We start from the raw sequence: 16342 nt of genomic DNA, 5'->3' as shown, positions 1-16342 counted from the left end.
CGTCGTCGTCTCAAAGGTCATGCCTAGCCCAGCCGGCGGGCTTGGCAAAGCGGCGCTGTGCAGGGTTCGGTGCGACGCATTGACGAATATTGCTTGGAAAGGCCGCCCACTCGGGTTAAGTCTCTGCCGTCTCCCACTCAATCGCAGCTTTACGGGCGCATACCCGGCTGTTCGCGGCTTGAGCCGGCCATGACGGTCGGTCCCCAAAGGACCGGCGCACCATGCGGGCGACAAGGCATTCCGACAGTTCGACAATCGGGGATCGGCCCCGAGCGAGACGGAACCACGAAACGGACGGAACCGGCCTTCAGGCTTTGGTCCGCCCCTGCACACGGTAGCGCGAATGAGAGATTTCAAGGGCATGAAGCGTCAGCGCGGACGCAATCGGAACAAGGCGGGCGCCAATAACGCCAACAACGCCAATCCGAATCGTTCGTGGGATTCGCAAGGCCCCGAGAACATCAAGGTCCGGGGCAACGCCCAGACGGTGTACGAGCGCTATCAGCAGCTGGCCCGCGATGCGGCCTCCAGCGGCGACCGGGTGCTGGCCGAAAACTATCAGCAGCACGCCGAGCACTATTACCGGGTCCTGCGCGCGCTCCAGCCGCAGCGGTCCTTCTCGGACATCGCCGCGCGCGAACAGTCCAACCAGGGCTTCGACATCGACTTCGAGGACGAATCCGGCGCTCAGGCCGCCGCCTTCGTCGCCGCCCAGCAGGCCGCCGACCGTCAGGCCGCAGAGGCCGCCGAACGCGCCGAGCAGAACCAGAACCGCGATCAGAACCGCGACCGCGACTACAATCGCGACCGGGACCGGGATCGTGACAACCGCGACCGCGACCGCGATCAGAACCGCGATCGTGACCGTGACGAGAACCGCGACGGTCAGCAGTCTCGCGAACCCCGCGAGCCGCGCGAGCCGCGCGAGGGCGACGAGGTCCGCGCCGAGGGCGAGGGCGGCGGTCGTCGCGAAAGCCGCCGCGAACGCTGGGAGCGTCGCCGCGAGGAACGTAATCGCCGCTTCGATAATCAGGACGGCTCCCAAGACGGTGCTGAGGGCGTAGCTCCTGCCTATGCCGAGGCCGAGCGCGCCGAAGCCGTCAGCGAAGCGCCCACCGCTGAAGCCCCTGTCGCTGAAACGCCGAGCGTCGAGGCGCCGGCCGCCGACGAACGGCCCGCACGCCGTCCGCGCCGCACCGCCGCCGCTGTCGCGGCGGACGAGGGCGACGCCCCGACCGCCCTGCCGGGCTTTCTGACGCGCGCGCCGGCATCGTCGGGTCCGGTCGAGCAGGCCGAAGGCGAGGCGGCCCCGCGTCGCCGTGCGCCGCGCCGCAAGCCCGAAGCCGCCGCGGCCAGCGAAGACTGATAACAACCTAGGCGGGCACGTTTACCTGAATGCAACTCTAACGCGTCAATATGGCGCGTCGGAGGGGCGTCATGGATTTCGTCTTGCTTGTCTTGTCCCTGGCGCTGGCGGGGACCTGCGCCGGGATCTGGCTCTGGCTTCAGGCGCACGGGGTCGCCGAGCGCCTGCGTCGTGAGAACGCCCGGCTCGAAGCCCGCGCCGTCCAGCAGGCCGAAGGCCTGCGCCGCGCCCTGACGACGGCCGAGGGCGAGGTCGACCGTCTGACCGCCGAGCTGCGGACGCGGGACGAGATCATGCAGGCCCTGGGGCGAGAACTGCGCAACCCCCTGACCACGATCATGGGCTTCGCCCAGTTGCTGCGCGCCAACGACCAGGCCGACCCTCTGACCGCGCGCCAGGCTCAGTTCGTGCGTCAGATCGAGGCCGCGGCCGGCGTCCTGTTGGCTGTGATCGAGGAAACTGAAGCCTTCATGAGCGGCGACGGCGGCGGTTCGCCTTCGTTGCACCGCGTGGATCTGCGTCTGGCGCTGCGCCAGGTCTGCGATGGGCTGGAGGCGCAGGCGCGAGAGGCGGGGGTGACGCTGGCCTGTCCGCCGCCTGCCCACGGCCTGTGCGTCATGGCCGACCCGGGCCAGATTCGCCGCATCCTGCGCCGATTGGTCGAGAACGCCCTGCGCCATTCGCCCAGCGGAGGCACGGTGCGCATGGAGATGTCGCGCGCTGAGGACCGGATCGTCATCGCCATCCATGACGCCGGGATGATCCCGGCCGGCGCGGGCGACGACCGACCGTTCCGCCCGCTGGATGGTCGCGACGCCAGAGGCGGCACCGCCCTTGGCGTCGCCTCGGTCCAGCGGTTGACCGAGCGGATGGGCGGCGCCCTGACTATGGCGCGCAACCCCGGCGCGGGCGCCGTCTTCTCGCTCAGCCTGCCGGCAGCCCCCGCGCCGGGTCTGGCGTCATCGCGTCAGGCGGTGGTGCTCTACATCGAGGACAATCCCGCCAACATCGCCCTGATGCGCCAGGCGGCGAGCGGGCTGGGCCTGACCCTGCATGCCGCGACGACGGGGCCGGAGGGGCTGGATCTGGCGCGCGCGCTCAGACCCGACATCATCCTGCTCGACATCGGCCTGCCGGACATGGACGGCTATGAGGTCAAGGCGCGGCTGGACGTCGACCCCCTGACGCGCCATGTGCCGGTCCTGGCGCTGACGGCGGCCGTCTCGGCGCCGGACCGGGCGCGCGGCCGCGCCGCCGGCTTCGACGCCTGGCTGGCCAAGCCGCTGGATCTGGCGGCCCTGGCTGCGGCGCTGAATACGGCCCTGAATACGGCCCTGGGCGGCCCGGAGGTTGACGCCGACGGTCGCGAGAGGGCCTAAGAGGCTCAAGTTCGCCTGGTCGCCCCAAGGGAAGCGTCGATGTCCCCTTTCATCCCGTTCCGCTCGCTGACGCGTCGTCTGGCGCCGCTGGCCGTCGTGTGCGCCGTCGCCGCCTGCGCTTCGACGCCGCCGCCGCCGCCCCCGCCGCCGTCCGGCGCATCGGGCGCGCTGATGGACTGGCGCGGCGTCATCACCTCCGGCGACCGGGATCGCTATCGCCGCGTCGACGCCGCCTGGACCTTGGCCCTGCAACAGGCCAAGCGTCAGCGCGGCTCCGGCGATCTGAACAGCCTGGGCGATCTGATCGACCCCAAGGCCGACCGTCCCGGCGTCGCCCCGCCGCCCGGCGACTATCGCTGCCGCACCGTCAAACTGGGTACCCAGGGGGGCGAGGACGGGCTGGGCTATGTCGTCTATGGCTGGTTCGCCTGCCGCATCGAACAGACGCCGAAAGGCCTGAAGTTCTCCAAGCTGACCGGCTCGCAGCGCCCCTCCGGTCTGCTCTTCCCCGAAGACGACCGCCATATGGTGATGCTCGGCTCACTGGCCTTGGCGCAGGAGCCCGCCGCCAACACCTATGGCCGAAATCCCGACCGCGATCTGGTCGCCATCCTGCAACGCATCGGCGAGGCGCGCTGGCGGCTGGTCCTTCCGTGGCCCAACACCGAATCGAATCTGGACCTGATCGAGCTGGTCCCGGCGCCGCGCGGCTAAGGTTCGCCTGAACCTCGGGCGCCCTGTCACGTTCGGTCAGGGCAACCGATGGAGACGCTGATGCGCCGCACCCCTCTGGCCGTTCTGGCCCTGATGACCACGACAGCCCTGGCGGCCTGTGGCGACGACCGTCCCGCAAGCCCGGCTTCTCCCGCGACGCCGGCCGCTCCCGCTTCTCCGGCGGCCCACGCCTCTCCGGCCGATCCCGCCACGCCCGCTTCAGGAACAACGCCGCAGCAGCCCGCGACGCCCGCAGGCGGCATGCAGGGCGGAACCGACGACTGGCGTCAGGTCGCGAAGGCCGCCGACGCCAGCCTACTTGGCCGGCTGGATCAGGCTTGGCGCATGGCCCGCGCCGAGGCCGAAGACGGCGGCTTCTCGCGTCAGGTCGAGGCTCTGGGGCCGCTCGCCGATCCCAACGCCGCCCAGACGGGCCGCAACCAACCCGGCCCCGGAACCTATCGCTGCCGCACCATCAAGATGGGTCGCCGTGTCGAGGGCCAGGGACTGGCCTATGTGGAATATCCCTGGTTCGCCTGTTCGGTCGCGCTGACGCCCGGCGGCGATCTGGTCCTGACCAAGACGACGGGATCGCAGCGCACGCGCGGCCTGATCTATCCCGACACCGACCGCCGCGCCGTCTATGTCGGCGCCCAGGCCTGGGGCGCCGACGAGAAGACCTTCCCCGCCTATGGCGACAAGGCCGAACGCGATCAGGTCGGCGTCATCGAACGCATCGGCCAGAACCGCTGGCGCCTGGTCCTGCCGTGGCCCAAGCAAGAGGCCAAGCTGGAGCTGCTGGAGATCACCGGCTAGCGCGCGCCGGTCGAGCGGGCGATCGCGGCGCGCATGCCCTCGGCGTGAAGCGCGCCTGACGGGGCGATCTTGGTGTTCGGCGTTTCGCTGGGTCCCAGATCGGCGGTGCGATCCTCCGGCCCGGTCCAGCTCGGGCTTTCGGCCTTGCGACGGACGGCCTCGCGCAGATTGTCGGTCGCCGTCGCGGATGCCCCGCCGGATTTAGAGCCGGATTTGCGCCGGTCCATCTCATTGGCGACGCGGGCGATGGCCTCGGTCAGCAGCGCCTTCTTTTCACGCGCGCCCGCATCCGGGCCGCTCTTTCCCGCACGAACGCGCGTCCGGATCTGGCGCTGAACCCGATCGCGCCGCGCGCGCAGCCGCCCGATCAGATCTCGCAGCTCCGCCGGCGAACGCTCGGCCAGCGCCTTCGTCTGTTCGACCATATCCGCCTCATCGCGATCCAGCGCGCGCGGGTTTGGGGTCTTTGACATGACGGTCTCCCTTTCGATTGATGGGAAGACAGCGTCAGGACGCCGGGGCTGTTCCGGTTTGCGACCCTGGGTCACAGGGTCGTCCGAGGTCAAACCCGCGTCAGTCTCAGGTCCTGATAGTCATAGCTGAAGTCGATGTCGGGGCTGACCCCCTTCACCGTCGCGGTCGCCGGCTTGGCGGTCAGGATCGAGAAGGTGACGAAGGCGTCCTCCTCGCGCTTGTCCGGGAAACGTGTGCGGAAGGTCTCGCCGTCATACGGCTCCAGCCAGCCTTGCAGGGCGGGCGTGTGGGTGAAACTCAGCCACAGGCCGCTCTTGCGATTGCGACCGCGCCCCTCGGTCTTGGGCGCAATGACGATGTCGCCGTACCACGGATCACGCCAGGTCCCGGCGTAGGCGTCCAGCGGCATGGACGGGGGCGCGCCCGCCGCCTGTTTGGCGTCGATATCGGCCGCGGCGGCGATGGATTTTGCATTGCCCTCGACCTCCAGCGTCTTGGAGTCCGCGATCCAGTCCACATCGACCTTGCCCATGCAGATGTCGGTGATGCCAGACCTCAAGGCGCGCAGCAGGAAGCTCTCCTCGGCGTTGGAGAAGACGCTAAAGCCGGTCTTGCGGCCGGGGATCAGCACCGTGGCGGAAATCCCGCCGGGCGAGCCGCCGCCGTGGCTGGCGATCCGCTCGCCGCGATAGTCCTGAACCTGCAGACCCATGGCGTAGGTCGAGGCGATGGATCGGTTGGGCAGTTCCGCCGTTGGTCCGGCCGAGGATCCAACGATGATGTTGGGGCGATACATCTCGCGCGCCGCATCCTCAGAATACAGCCGCGTCCCGTCGGGCAGCTTGCCGTCGTTCAGCCGCAAGGCGATCCATTTGGCCCAGTCGGTCGGGGTGGTGCAGATGCCGCCTGCCGCCGCCGCCGAATCCCAGTTCCACACCTCGACGATGGACTTGGCGATCTGGGTCATCGCGCCTTGATAGCGCAGCGGCGGCCCGACCCGGCCGTGGGGCAGGGCGGACCTGGACGCATCGGCCAGACGCGCCAGCGGCACGGTTTCGGTCATCCCGACCTTGTCCAGGATGCGCGTCTGGATGAAGGCCTCCCAGCTCATCCCCGACACGGCCTCAAGCACCGCGCCTGCCACCACGAACATCAGGTTGCAGTAGTGGTAGCGCGCCCGGAATCCGTCCTCGATCGGCACGAAGGCGGCCTGGGCCAGCACCTCGGCGCGGGTGCGGTCCGAGTTGGGCCAGAACAGCAGGTCGCCGGCGCCCAGACCGAATCCGGCCCGGTGGCTCAGCGTATCGCGCACCGTGATGTGCGCGCCGATATAGGGATCGGACAGGGTGAAGCCGGGCAGATAGGTCCGAACTGGCGCGTCCCACTTCACCTTGCCCTCGTCGACCAGGATGGCCAGGGCGGCGGCGGTGACATTCTTGGTGTTGGAGGCGATGGCGAACAGGGTGTGCTCATCGGCCCGCGCGGGCTTGCCCTGAACCTTGACGCCATAACCGCGCGCCAGAACGGTCGCCCCGTCCTTGACCACCGCGACGCCCAGCGCCGGCTGATCCGGCCAGGCCGCCATGCACTTGGCCACATAGGCGTCCACCGCCGCCGCCAGCGACGCATCATCGTTCGCCGGCGCGCTCTGAGCTGTCGTTTGGGCGAGCACCGGCCCCGCCGCCAGCGCCACCGCGCCTCCGGAAGCGAACAGGGTGCGGCGCGACAAACGAAGGGACATGGCGAACTCCAGCGAAGACCGCCGGACGCTAGCGCCCCGCCAGCCCAAGGCCAAGCGCTGCTGACAAAAGGAGATTGACGATAAATATAAGCACTTATATATATAAGTCCTCATGTTGTCTGCATCGCCCACCCTCGGAACGCTCTTGCGCCATCTGATCGATCTTCTGGACGGAGAGGTCGAGGCGGCCTATGCGGCCTCTGGCCTGCATTGGCGTCCCCGCTACACGCCGATCCTGCGCGTTCTGATGCGCGACGGCGGGCAGTCGATCAAGACCATCGCGCAGCAGATCGGCATCAGCCATTCGGCCGTCAGCCAAACCGTGACCCAGATGGTCAAGGACGAGCTGGTTCTGCTGAAGCCCGGCGCCGACGCGCGCGAGCGGATCGTGATGCTGACCGCCAAGACCGAAGCGATGATCCCGCGTCTGCAACGTCAATGGTCGGCGGTGAACCAGGCGGCCGAGACGCTGGACCAAGAGCTGTCGGCGCCCCTCTCCGGCGTGGTCAAGGAGGCCATCGCCGCCCTGACGGATCAACCCTTCCGCCAACGCATACAGGCGGCTGCAAAAACGCAGTCCGCGCCCTAAACCCTTAACCTCTCCAACGGAATCTATCATGCGTTCCAAGCTGCTTTCCGCCGCTGCGATGGCGCTCGCCCTGATGGGCGGCCAAGGCGTCGCTCATGCCCAGGCCCGGCAGCCCGTCGCGGCCGCCGCCCAAACCGAACTGTCCGCAGCCCAGCGGGCGGCGGTCCTGAGCGCGATCCGACAGGCGGTTCAGTCCTCCTACGTCTTTCCCGACCGGGCGCCGGCGATCCTCGCCCGGCTCGACGCCGCCCAGGCCTCCGGGCGCTATGAGGTGTCCTCGCCAAAGGAATTGGCGGGGCTGATCAGCGGCGACCTGCGCGACGCCAGCCAGGACGGTCACGTCTATCTGGAATATGCGCCTGATCGCTTCGCCGCCGCCTCGGCCGGCGCCGACGCGACCCAAGCCCTTTCAGAGATCGACGCCGCCGCCGCCCGTCGCGACAACCACGGTCTCAGCGCCTTGGAAATCCTGCCCGGCAACGTCCGCTATCTGAAGATCGACGCCTGCTATTGGGTCTCGGACGAAACGGGCCGCGCCTATGACGACGCCATGCGGTTCCTGAAGGGCGGCGACGCGGTCATAATCGACCTGCGGGGAAATAGCGGCGGAGCGTCCGAGGCGGTCCAGTATCTGGTCAGCCACTTCCTAAAGGCCGGGACGCTGGAAATCACCTTCCTGAAGGCCGGGCAGGAGCCCGTGCAGACGCGCGCGCTCGACAATCTGCCCGCCGGGCGACTGACCGGTACGCCCCTGTATGTGCTGATCGACCAGGCCTCGGCCTCTGCGGCGGAATCCTTCGCTTATGACGTGCAGCAGTTCAAACTCGGCCGGCTGGTGGGAGCCAAGACGGCGGGCGCCGCCAACACCAATGACTTCTTCCCCATCGCGCCGGGCTTTATGCTCAGCCTGTCGGTCGGCCGGCCCGTTCACGCGGTCAGCGGCGGCAACTGGGAGGGCGTCGGCGTGGCGCCGGACACCCCGACTTCCTCCGTCCAGGCGCTGGACGCCGCCCAGGCCGAGGCCCTGCGCGGCTTGCTGTCGACGACGACGTCCGACGCCGCCAAGACGGACTACGCCTGGGCCCTGACTGCGGTCGAGGCGCGCCTGAACCCGCCCGTGACCGACGCCGCCCTGCTGCAATCCGCGCCCGGCGCCTATCGCAACTACGTGGTCACGATGCAGGACGGCGCCCTGGTCGTCGCCCGGCCCGGCCACCCGCTGTGGCCCGCGCCGCGCAAGCTGCAAGCGCTGACCGCAGACGGCCTGTTTGCGGTCGAGGGTCTCGACGTCCTGCGCATCGGCTTCAAGGACGGCGCCATGCAACTGTGGTGGAAGGACGAGCCCGCGCCGCGCATCATCCCAAGGACCTGAGGTCCTTAGGCCAGTCGCCAGCGTTGCAGCTTTTCCAGCACGTCGGCGACGATCTGGTCGCGGGTGAAGCCGGTGATGTCGTGGGGGCGTTCGCCTTGGCCGGTCTGGGCGGTCAGTCGCCATTCCAGCAGGCGGCGGCCTTCGGGCGTCTCGCGCTGGGTCACGGCGGGACGCGGACGCGAGCGGGCGCCCAGGCGATAGATGAAGGTGCGCTCGCCCTGCTTGACCGTCAGCCAGGCGACGCCGTCGTCACGCCCGATCTCGGACTCCGCCGCCTCGGCCTCCATGGCGGCGTGAACCGTTTCCAGCGCGGGCAGGCCGTGGCGCTCGATCTCATCGTCGATGTCGTTGCGGCTGGCCGGGGCCAGGATGCGTTTCAGCTGTTGCGCCAGGGGCGCGCCTTCGGTCTCGAGGCTGCGGCCCGCGACGTCGGCGTTCATCTGGCGCACCAGGCCTATCGACAGCAGGATCATGATCAGGACGAAGGGCAGGGCGGCGGCCAGGGTCGCCGCCTGCAGCGCGCCCAGCCCGCCCGCCAGCAACAGGGTCGCGGCGACCAGGCCCAGCAGCAGGCACCAATAAATCCGCTGCCAGCGCGGCGTGTCTTCGGCGCCGCCAGAGGCGATGGTGTCGATCACCAGGGCGCCGGAATCGGCCGAGGTGACGAAGAAGACCGCCACCAGCAGGATGGCCAGACCCGAGGTAAAGGCTGCGCCCGGCAGCTGCTCCAGGAAGTAGAACAGGGCGGTCGACAGGTTGGCCGAGACGGCGTTGGAAATCGCGCCCGCCGCCTGCCCCATGTCCAGGCTGATCGCCGTATTGCCGAAAACGGTCATCCACAGGAAGGTGAAGCCGGCCGGCGCCAGCAGAACGTTCAGCAGGAACTCCCGCACCGTTCGCCCGCGCGAGATCCGGGCGATGAACATCCCCACGAACGGCGACCAGGCGATCCACCAGGCCCAGTAGAACAGGGTCCAGTCCGCCATCCAGGCGCGCGGCTCATAGGCGTAGAGGGTGAAGGTTCGCTCGACGAAATGGCTGAGATAGAAGCCGAAGTTCTGGACCAATGCCTTGAACAAAAAGCCGGTCGGCCCGACCACCAGCACGAACAGCATCAGCAGCACCGCCAGAACCAGGTTCAGCTCCGACAGACGGCGCACCCCCTTGCCGACCCCGCTCATGACCGAGGCGGTCGCCGCCGCCATGACCACGACGATCAGCCCGACCTGAACCCAGGCGGTGTTGGGAATGCCCAGCAGATAGGTCAGGCCGCTGTTCATCTGCGACACGCCGAAACCCAGAGACGTGGCGATGCCGAACGCCGTGCCCCAGATGGCGAAGATGTCGACCGCATCGCCGATGCGCCCGTTGACGCGCCTGCCCAGCAAGGGCGACAGCCCCGACCTCAGCGTCAGCGGCAGACCCTTGCGGTGCGCGAAGAAGGCCAGGCTGAGGCCCACCAGCGCATAGATCGACCAGGCATGCGCCCCATAGTGGAAGAAGGTGATGCCCATGGCCTGACGCGCGGCGTCGAAGGTGCGGCCGGCGCCTTCGGGCGGATTGATATAGTGCTGGATCGGCTCAGCGACGCCGAAATACATCAGGCCGATCCCCATGCCGGCGGCGAACAGCATGGCCAGCCAGGACAGATAGGGAAAGTCTGGCTCGGCGTCGTCCGGCCCCAGCTTCAGCGCGCCGGTCGGGCCGATCGCCAGCACCAGCACCAGCCCCACGAAGGCGGCGACCGAGGCGATATAGAGCCAGCCGAAGGTGTCGATCACCCAGGCCTGAACGCTCTGGAACAGGCGGTCGGATTCTCCCGGCGCGACGATGGCGACGAGGAGCAGCAGCGCGATGATGGCGCTCGCGCCCCAGAACACGCGGGGGTTCATCTTCGTGGTCAGCATCGGGTCAAAGCGTATGGCGAAGCTGACAGTTCCCAGCTTGGCCACAACCGCGCCGTCTCGATGAAGAAGATGTAACTTTGCGATTCAAAGTAACGTCGATAGTCAGGCTTATCGACGGGCGCAAATAGACGCCCGCGCACTCTTTCAGGATCGCCGGGGCATGACCTCTTCCAAACTCGTTCTCATGCTGGGTGCGGCCGCCGTCGCCCTGCCCGGCGCCGCTCTGGCTCAATCCCAGAATGCGTCCCAAACCCCATCTCAGACCCCGCCGCCGGCGACGACGAGCCAGCCGGCCGCCCAGACCCCGGCGACGACGGCCCAGACGCCCGCGCCGCGCACTCAGACGGCCGAACCGGCCCAGCAACAGCAGCCCGCCAGCGTCGGCGACGTGGTCGTCAACGCCCGCGCCAATGACGTGCGCACCTCGATCGACTCGGTCAGCTACAGCCTGGCCAACGACCTTCAGGCGACGACGGGCAGTCTGGCTGATGCGCTGCGCAACGTGCCGTCGGTGGACGTGGACCCGGAGGGCAATGTGTCCCTGCGCGGCGACGCCAATGTCACCATCCTGGTCGACGGCCGCCCGTCCGGCATCCTGACCGGCCCCGGTCGCGGCCAGGCCCTGATCCAGCTGCCGGCCAGCCAGTACGCCCGCATCGAGGTCATGACCAATCCGTCGGCCGCCTACAGTCCCGAGGGTTCGGGCGGGGTCATCAACCTGATCACCAAGCCCACGGCGCCCAAGCCCGGCACCCAGACGACCGGCTCGCTGCGCGTCAACGTCGGCGACAACGGCCGCTGGAACGCCGGCCTCAGCGGTTCGTACCAGAAGGATCGCCTGACCCTGTCGGGCGACGCCAGCTATCGCTCCGATCCGACCGAACTGACGTTCAACCGCGTCCGCGAACAGCTGGATCCGGTCACTGGCGCGGTGGTTTCGACCACGACCGTCGAACAGCCGGTCGAGTCCGAGCAGAACGGCGCCTTCGCCCGCTTCACCGCCGAATACAAGCTGGACGACAAGACCCAGCTGACCGGCGAACTGCGCGGCGTGGCCTTCGACGGCACGGGTTCGGGCGACGGCTTGTATGAAACCCGCAACGCCGCCGGCGCGGTGACCAGCGCCTATCGTCGAGTCGGCGATTCCGACTTCAGCTTCAACAACTGGGGCGCCACGGCGCGCGTGCTGCGCCGCTTCGACGGCGACGGCCATGAGTGGTCCAACGAGCTGCGCTACGATTCCAACGCCAACGACACCACCAGCCAGACCCTGACCACCTTCCTGACCCCGGCGGGCGCGGCTCTGTACGAGCGGACCAACACGGAGGTCGATCAGGTCACCTGGGGCTTCACCAGCGCCTATACCCGCCCGATGTCCGACGGCGGCAAGCTGCGCCTGGGCTATGAGCTGAACGCCCAGCGGCCCGAGCAGGACGCCGAGTTCCTGCGCGGTCCTTCGCCGGCGGCCCTGGCGCCGGTCCCGGCCTTGAACAACCGCTTCGAAGCCACCCAGACGGTGCATGCCCTCTACACCACTTACGAGCGGCCGCTGGGCGAGAAGCTGTCGGCCCAACTGGGTCTGCGGCTGGAACAGGCGGACATCGAGATCAAGGATCTGACCGGCGGCGCCTCGGCGTCCCAGGATTATTTCCGCGCCTATCCGACCGCCCACCTCCAGTATCAGCTGACGCCCGAACAGACCCTGCGCGCCAGCTATTCGCGCCGCATCCAGCGGCCCCAGCCCAGCCAGCTGAACCCCTTCGTCGTCTATCAGGACCCGCTGAACGTCCGCTCGGGCAATCCGGATCTGGAGCCGCAGGAGACCGACAGCTTCGAGGCCATGTGGCAGATGCGAAAGGGCCAGAGCTTCTATCAGGCCACCGCCTATCTGCGGAACACCGACAAGGCCTTCACCGACGTGGCCTCCGACATCGGAGGCGGCGTCTTCCTGACCCGTCCGGAAAACCTGGGCTCGCGTCGCGACCTGGGCGTGGAGGCGACGGCGAACGGGCGTCTGCATCCGACCCTGCGCTACAGCGCCAGCGTCAACGTCTTCCGTCAGGAGATCGACTCGGGCGCTGTCGTCGGCGGCGGCGACCGCGAAGCGACCCTGGCCAGCGGCCGTCTCAGCCTGAACTGGCAGCCGACAGCCAAGGACTTCGTCCAGGTCTCCAGCTTCTGGCAGGGCGACAGCCTGTTGGCGCAGGGCCGGCGCGAGGCCGGCGGCATGGTCAATCTGGGCTATCGCAGAAAGCTGAGCGAGCAGCTGTCGTTCAACTTCACCGCACGGGACCTGTTCAACACCTTCAACACTACGACCATCTACGAGACGCCGCAGTTCCGCGAACGCTCGGAGCAGGACATCAAGCTGCGGGCCTTCTACATCGGCCTGACCTGGAACTTCGGCGGTCCGCGCCGCCAGCCGGAGCAGTTCGACTTCTCGACCGGCCCGACCGGGGGCTGACGGCCTGACGGGGACGCGGGCTCAGGTCCGCGTCTCCCAGGCCAGCCAGGCGGCGACCACGACCAGGCCGCCGGCCATCATCATGCGCAGGGCGCGACCCTGCATCCGGGGCGCCAGCCGCGCCGCGCCCGCGCCACCGATCACGATCAAACTGTGCACCAGGACGGCGACCGCCAGATGCAGGCTCCCCAGCGTCAGGGCCTGGCTCAGCGGCGCGCCGTAGTCGGGCCGCATGAAGGTCGGCAGCAGCGCCACATAGAAGACCGCGGCCTTGGGGTTCAGCAGATTGCCCATCAGGCCGCGCACGAACAGGCCGCGCAGCGAGCGCGCGTCCGGCGTGGGCGCCGCCTCGATCGTCGGCGCGCGCCAGGCTTCCCACGCCAGCCACAGCAGAAACAGCACGCCCGCCCAGCGCAGGCCCTGATACAGCGGCGGCCAGACGGAAAAGACCTCCGTCAGCCCATAGGCGGCCGCCAGCATCCACACCGCCAGCCCCAGGGTCACCCCCGCTACCGCCGCGAACCCGGCCAGCCGTCCCCGCGCTAGGGCGACCAGCGCCAGCCAGCCCATGTTCGGCCCCGGCGTCAGCTCGATCAGCCCCACGGCGATCAGAAAGGGGCCGACGACGGCGGGATCGACGGGCCAGGCGGAATGGGCGATCACGACGCGCTCCTGTTCGTCCGAGCCTAGGCGCGCGGCGGCGAAACGGACAGCCCCGAAAGCCGCCTTGCGGACCCCTTGTGTGACCCGATCGTCACACCCACCTCGATCTCAACGGCGTGCTGCTTAGCAGAGGGTGCGCTGAAATCCATCCGCCTCCCGAGGGGACCGACACCATGAATCTCGAACTCTATTCCGACCGCGCCAAACAGGCCGTCCAGTCCGCCCAGTCGCTGGCGCTCGCCCGCCGTCACCAGCAGTTCGCGCCCGAGCATCTGCTCAAGGTGCTGCTTGAGGAGCGCGACGGCCTGGCCCGCAATCTGATCACCGCCGCCGGCGGCGACGCCCGACGCGCCGAGGCCGATGTCGAAACCGCGCTGAAGAAGCGCGCCCAGGTCACCGGCGGCTCGGGCCAGCTCTATCTGGACGGCGACACCGCGCGCGTCTTCGCCGCCGCCGAGGAAGCCTCCAAGACCGCCGGCGACGCCTTCGTCACCACCGAACGGCTGCTGGCCGCGCTGGCCAAGGAAGGCGGGGTCGCCGCCGAGGTGCTGAAGGCCTCGGGCGTCACGGCCGACAAGCTGGAGGCCGCCATCGCCGAGGTGAGGAAGGGCAAGACCGCCGACAGCGCCGGCGCCGAAGACGGCTATGACGCCCTGAAACGCTACGCCCGCGACCTGACCCTGGCCGCCCGCGACGGCAAGATCGACCCGGTCATCGGCCGCGACGAAGAGATCCGCCGCACCATCCAGGTCTTGGCTAGGCGCACCAAGAACAACCCCGTCCTGATCGGCGAGCCCGGCGTCGGCAAGACCGCCATCGTCGAGGGCCTGGCCCTGCGCATCGTCAACGGCGACGTGCCCGAGTCCCTGCGCGACAAGACCGTCATGGCGCTGGACATGGGCAGCCTTATCGCCGGCGCGAAATACCGCGGCGAGTTCGAGGAGCGTCTGAAATCCGTCCTGTCCGAGGTCTCTGCAGCCGAAGGCGGCATCATCCTGTTCATCGACGAGATGCACACCCTGGTCGGCGCCGGAAAGGGCGACGGGGCGATGGATGCGTCCAACCTGCTGAAGCCCGCGCTGGCGCGCGGCGAGCTGCACTGCGTCGGCGCCACGACCCTGGATGAATACCGCAAGCACGTCGAAAAGGACGCCGCCCTGGCCCGCCGCTTCCAACCTGTCATGGTCGAGGAGCCGACGTTGGAGGACACCGTCTCCATCCTGCGCGGACTGAAGGAGAAGTACGAGGTCCACCACGGCGTGCGCATTTCCGACAGCGCCATCGTCGCCGCCGCCACCCTGTCGAACCGCTACATCACCGACCGCTTCCTGCCGGACAAGGCCATCGACCTGATCGACGAGGCCGCCAGCCGCGTGCGCATGGCCGTGGACTCCAAGCCCGAGGCCCTGGACGAGATCGACCGCCGCCTGGTCCAGCTCAAGATCGAACGCGAGGCCCTGAAGAAGGAAACCGACCAGGCCTCCCAACACCGTCTGGAAAAGCTGGAGGACGAGATCGCCGATCTGGAAGGCCAGTCCGACGACCTGACCAGCCAGTGGAAGGCCGAAAAGGACAAGGTCGGCCAGGGCGCGCAACTGCGTGAAACCCTGGACCGCCTGCGCCTGGAACTCGCCAACGCCCAGCGCGCCGGCGATTTGGGCCGGGCGTCAGAGATCGCCTACGGCCAGATCCCCCAGATCGAAAAGCAGCTCGAAGAAGCCGAGGCCAACGAGACCAGCGGCAAGGGCCCCCTGACGCCCGAGGTCGTCGACGCCGAACAGATCGCCGCCGTCGTCAGCCGCTGGACCGGCGTGCCCGTCGACAAGATGCTGGAGGGCGAACGCGAAAAACTGCTCCAGATGGAGACCGCGCTCGGCGGTCGCGTGGTGGGTCAGGACGAGGCGCTGGCCGCCGTCTCCGACGCCGTGCGCCGCGCCCGCGCCGGCCTGAACGACCCCAACCGTCCGCTGGGCAGCTTCCTGTTCCTGGGCCCGACCGGCGTGGGCAAGACCGAACTGACCAAGGCTCTGGCCGACTTCCTGTTCGATGACGAGGCGGCCATCACCCGCCTGGATATGTCAGAATATATGGAGAAACACAGCGTCTCGCGCCTGATCGGCGCCCCTCCCGGCTATGTCGGCTATGACGAGGGCGGCGCCCTGACCGAGGCCGTGCGCCGCCGCCCCTATCAGGTCGTCCTGTTCGACGAGGTCGAAAAGGCCCACCCCGACGTCTTCAACGTGCTGCTGCAAGTGCTCGACGACGGCCGCCTGACCGATGGCCAGGGCCGCACCATCGATTTCAGGAACACCCTGATCATCATGACCTCCAATCTGGGCAGCCAGTATCTGGCCGATCAGGGTGAGGGTGATGACGTCGAGGCCGTGCGTCCCTTCGTCATGGACGCCGTGCGCGCCCACTTCCGGCCCGAGTTCCTGAACCGGATCGACGAGATCATCCTGTTCCACCGCCTGGGCCGCGACCAGATGGGCGGCATCGTCCGCATCCAGCTGTCACGCTTCGAAAAGCTGCTCGCCGACCGCCGCCTGACCCTGGACCTGGACGACAGCGCCCTGGCCTGGCTCGCCGACCGCGGCTACGATCCCGCCTATGGCGCACGGCCGCTGAAACGCGTCATCCAGAAGGACCTGGTCGACCCGATCGCGAGGAAGCTGCTAGCCGGCGAGATCGAGGACGGCGGCGTGATCGCGGTAACAGCGGGCGAGGGCGGGCTGGAGATCGGTAAGATGCGGGTGCATTAGGACCATCCTTTCGTCATCCTCCGGCAAGCCGCGTCTTCGCGGCGCAGACCGGGGGACCCAGCGGCGCCGTCAGGCGAAATCTTTCCGCCGCACGA

General features: G+C 68.5%; 12 protein-coding genes. 8 read left to right on the top strand and 4 right to left on the bottom strand.

The genetic code is table 11. The features are described from left to right. Positions 1–343 precede the first annotated feature (343 nt). From VH88_RS09595 to VH88_RS09580, 4 genes are all read left to right on the top strand, one after another. Positions 344–1366 (top strand): DUF4167 domain-containing protein, encoded by a 1023-nt coding sequence (locus tag VH88_RS09595; protein ID WP_045811055.1) that lies wholly within the window; start codon positions 344–346, stop codon positions 1364–1366. A 71-nt stretch (positions 1367–1437) separates the two neighbouring features. Continuing rightward, positions 1438–2745, top strand: a complete 1308-nt coding sequence (locus VH88_RS09590) for a hybrid sensor histidine kinase/response regulator (protein WP_045811054.1) — start codon at positions 1438–1440, stop codon at positions 2743–2745. A gap of 39 nt (positions 2746–2784) precedes the next feature. Further along, entirely contained in the window at positions 2785–3459 is a 675-nt protein-coding gene (locus VH88_RS09585; protein ID WP_045811053.1) for a DUF4893 domain-containing protein, read from the top strand. Between the two features lie 60 nt (positions 3460–3519). Continuing rightward, positions 3520–4275: a DUF4893 domain-containing protein gene (locus VH88_RS09580; RefSeq protein ID WP_197071047.1), complete on the top strand. Its 756-nt coding sequence runs from the start codon at positions 3520–3522 to the stop codon at positions 4273–4275. On the opposite strand, the gene VH88_RS09575 is transcribed toward VH88_RS09580, so the two are convergent. Continuing rightward, on the bottom strand, positions 4272–4748 hold the full coding sequence (locus VH88_RS09575; protein WP_045811051.1) for a hypothetical protein: 477 nt from the start codon (positions 4746–4748) through the stop codon (positions 4272–4274). The genes VH88_RS09580 and VH88_RS09575 overlap by 4 nt on opposite strands. Positions 4749–4837: 89 nt before the next feature. Further along, positions 4838–6490, bottom strand: coding sequence for a serine hydrolase (locus VH88_RS09570; protein ID WP_045811077.1), 1653 nt, complete (start codon positions 6488–6490; stop codon positions 4838–4840). A 145-nt stretch (positions 6491–6635) separates the two neighbouring features. Here VH88_RS09570 and VH88_RS09565 point away from each other — a divergent pair, with 145 nt between their 5' ends. Together VH88_RS09565 and VH88_RS09560 are read left to right on the top strand one after the other, a co-directional pair. Continuing rightward, positions 6636–7079, top strand: coding sequence for a MarR family winged helix-turn-helix transcriptional regulator (locus VH88_RS09565; RefSeq protein ID WP_231576638.1), 444 nt, complete (start codon positions 6636–6638; stop codon positions 7077–7079). A 28-nt stretch (positions 7080–7107) separates the two neighbouring features. Next, complete coding sequence (locus tag VH88_RS09560) at positions 7108–8451, top strand: S41 family peptidase (protein WP_045811050.1); 1344 nt, start codon at positions 7108–7110, stop codon at positions 8449–8451. A 5-nt stretch (positions 8452–8456) separates the two neighbouring features. On the opposite strand, the gene VH88_RS09555 is transcribed toward VH88_RS09560, so the two are convergent. Further along, entirely contained in the window at positions 8457–10358 is a 1902-nt protein-coding gene (locus VH88_RS09555; RefSeq protein WP_045811075.1) for a BCCT family transporter, read from the bottom strand. Positions 10359–10518: 160 nt separating this feature from the next. Between VH88_RS09555 and VH88_RS09550 the strand changes: the two genes are divergently transcribed. Then, entirely contained in the window at positions 10519–12822 is a 2304-nt protein-coding gene (locus VH88_RS09550; RefSeq protein ID WP_045811049.1) for a TonB-dependent receptor domain-containing protein, read from the top strand. 21 nt (positions 12823–12843) lie between these two features. Here VH88_RS09550 and VH88_RS09545 read toward each other — a convergent pair whose 3' ends face one another. After that, positions 12844–13485, bottom strand: a complete 642-nt coding sequence (locus VH88_RS09545; protein WP_231576637.1) for a LysE family translocator — start codon at positions 13483–13485, stop codon at positions 12844–12846. Between the two features lie 173 nt (positions 13486–13658). Here VH88_RS09545 and clpB point away from each other — a divergent pair, with 173 nt between their 5' ends. Then, positions 13659–16247, top strand: a complete 2589-nt coding sequence (gene clpB, locus VH88_RS09540; protein WP_045811048.1) for an ATP-dependent chaperone ClpB — start codon at positions 13659–13661, stop codon at positions 16245–16247. The last annotated feature ends 95 nt before the right edge of the window (positions 16248–16342 follow it).

It is taken from the genome of Brevundimonas sp. KM4 (assembly GCF_000964075.1).
In the GTDB taxonomy this organism is placed as follows: domain Bacteria; phylum Pseudomonadota; class Alphaproteobacteria; order Caulobacterales; family Caulobacteraceae; genus Brevundimonas; species Brevundimonas huaxiensis.
This window is presented reverse-complemented; position numbering and strand designations above follow the sequence as displayed.

Excerpts from the sequence above, each read along its gene's own strand:
- VH88_RS09595 (WP_045811055.1), top strand. The coding sequence starts at position 344 with ATGAGAGATTTCAAGGGCATGAAGCGTCAGCGCGGACGCAATCGGAAC.
- VH88_RS09590 (WP_045811054.1), top strand. The coding sequence starts at position 1,438 with ATGGATTTCGTCTTGCTTGTCTTGTCCCTGGCGCTGGCGGGGACCTGC.
- VH88_RS09585 (WP_045811053.1), top strand. The coding sequence starts at position 2,785 with ATGTCCCCTTTCATCCCGTTCCGCTCGCTGACGCGTCGTCTGGCGCCG.
- VH88_RS09580 (WP_197071047.1), top strand. The coding sequence starts at position 3,520 with ATGCGCCGCACCCCTCTGGCCGTTCTGGCCCTGATGACCACGACAGCC.
- VH88_RS09575 (WP_045811051.1), bottom strand. The coding sequence starts at position 4,748 with ATGTCAAAGACCCCAAACCCGCGCGCGCTGGATCGCGATGAGGCGGAT.
- VH88_RS09570 (WP_045811077.1), bottom strand. The coding sequence starts at position 6,490 with ATGTCCCTTCGTTTGTCGCGCCGCACCCTGTTCGCTTCCGGAGGCGCG.
- VH88_RS09560 (WP_045811050.1), top strand. The coding sequence starts at position 7,108 with ATGCGTTCCAAGCTGCTTTCCGCCGCTGCGATGGCGCTCGCCCTGATG.
- VH88_RS09555 (WP_045811075.1), bottom strand. The coding sequence starts at position 10,358 with ATGCTGACCACGAAGATGAACCCCCGCGTGTTCTGGGGCGCGAGCGCC.
- VH88_RS09550 (WP_045811049.1), top strand. The coding sequence starts at position 10,519 with ATGACCTCTTCCAAACTCGTTCTCATGCTGGGTGCGGCCGCCGTCGCC.
- clpB (WP_045811048.1), top strand. The coding sequence starts at position 13,659 with ATGAATCTCGAACTCTATTCCGACCGCGCCAAACAGGCCGTCCAGTCC.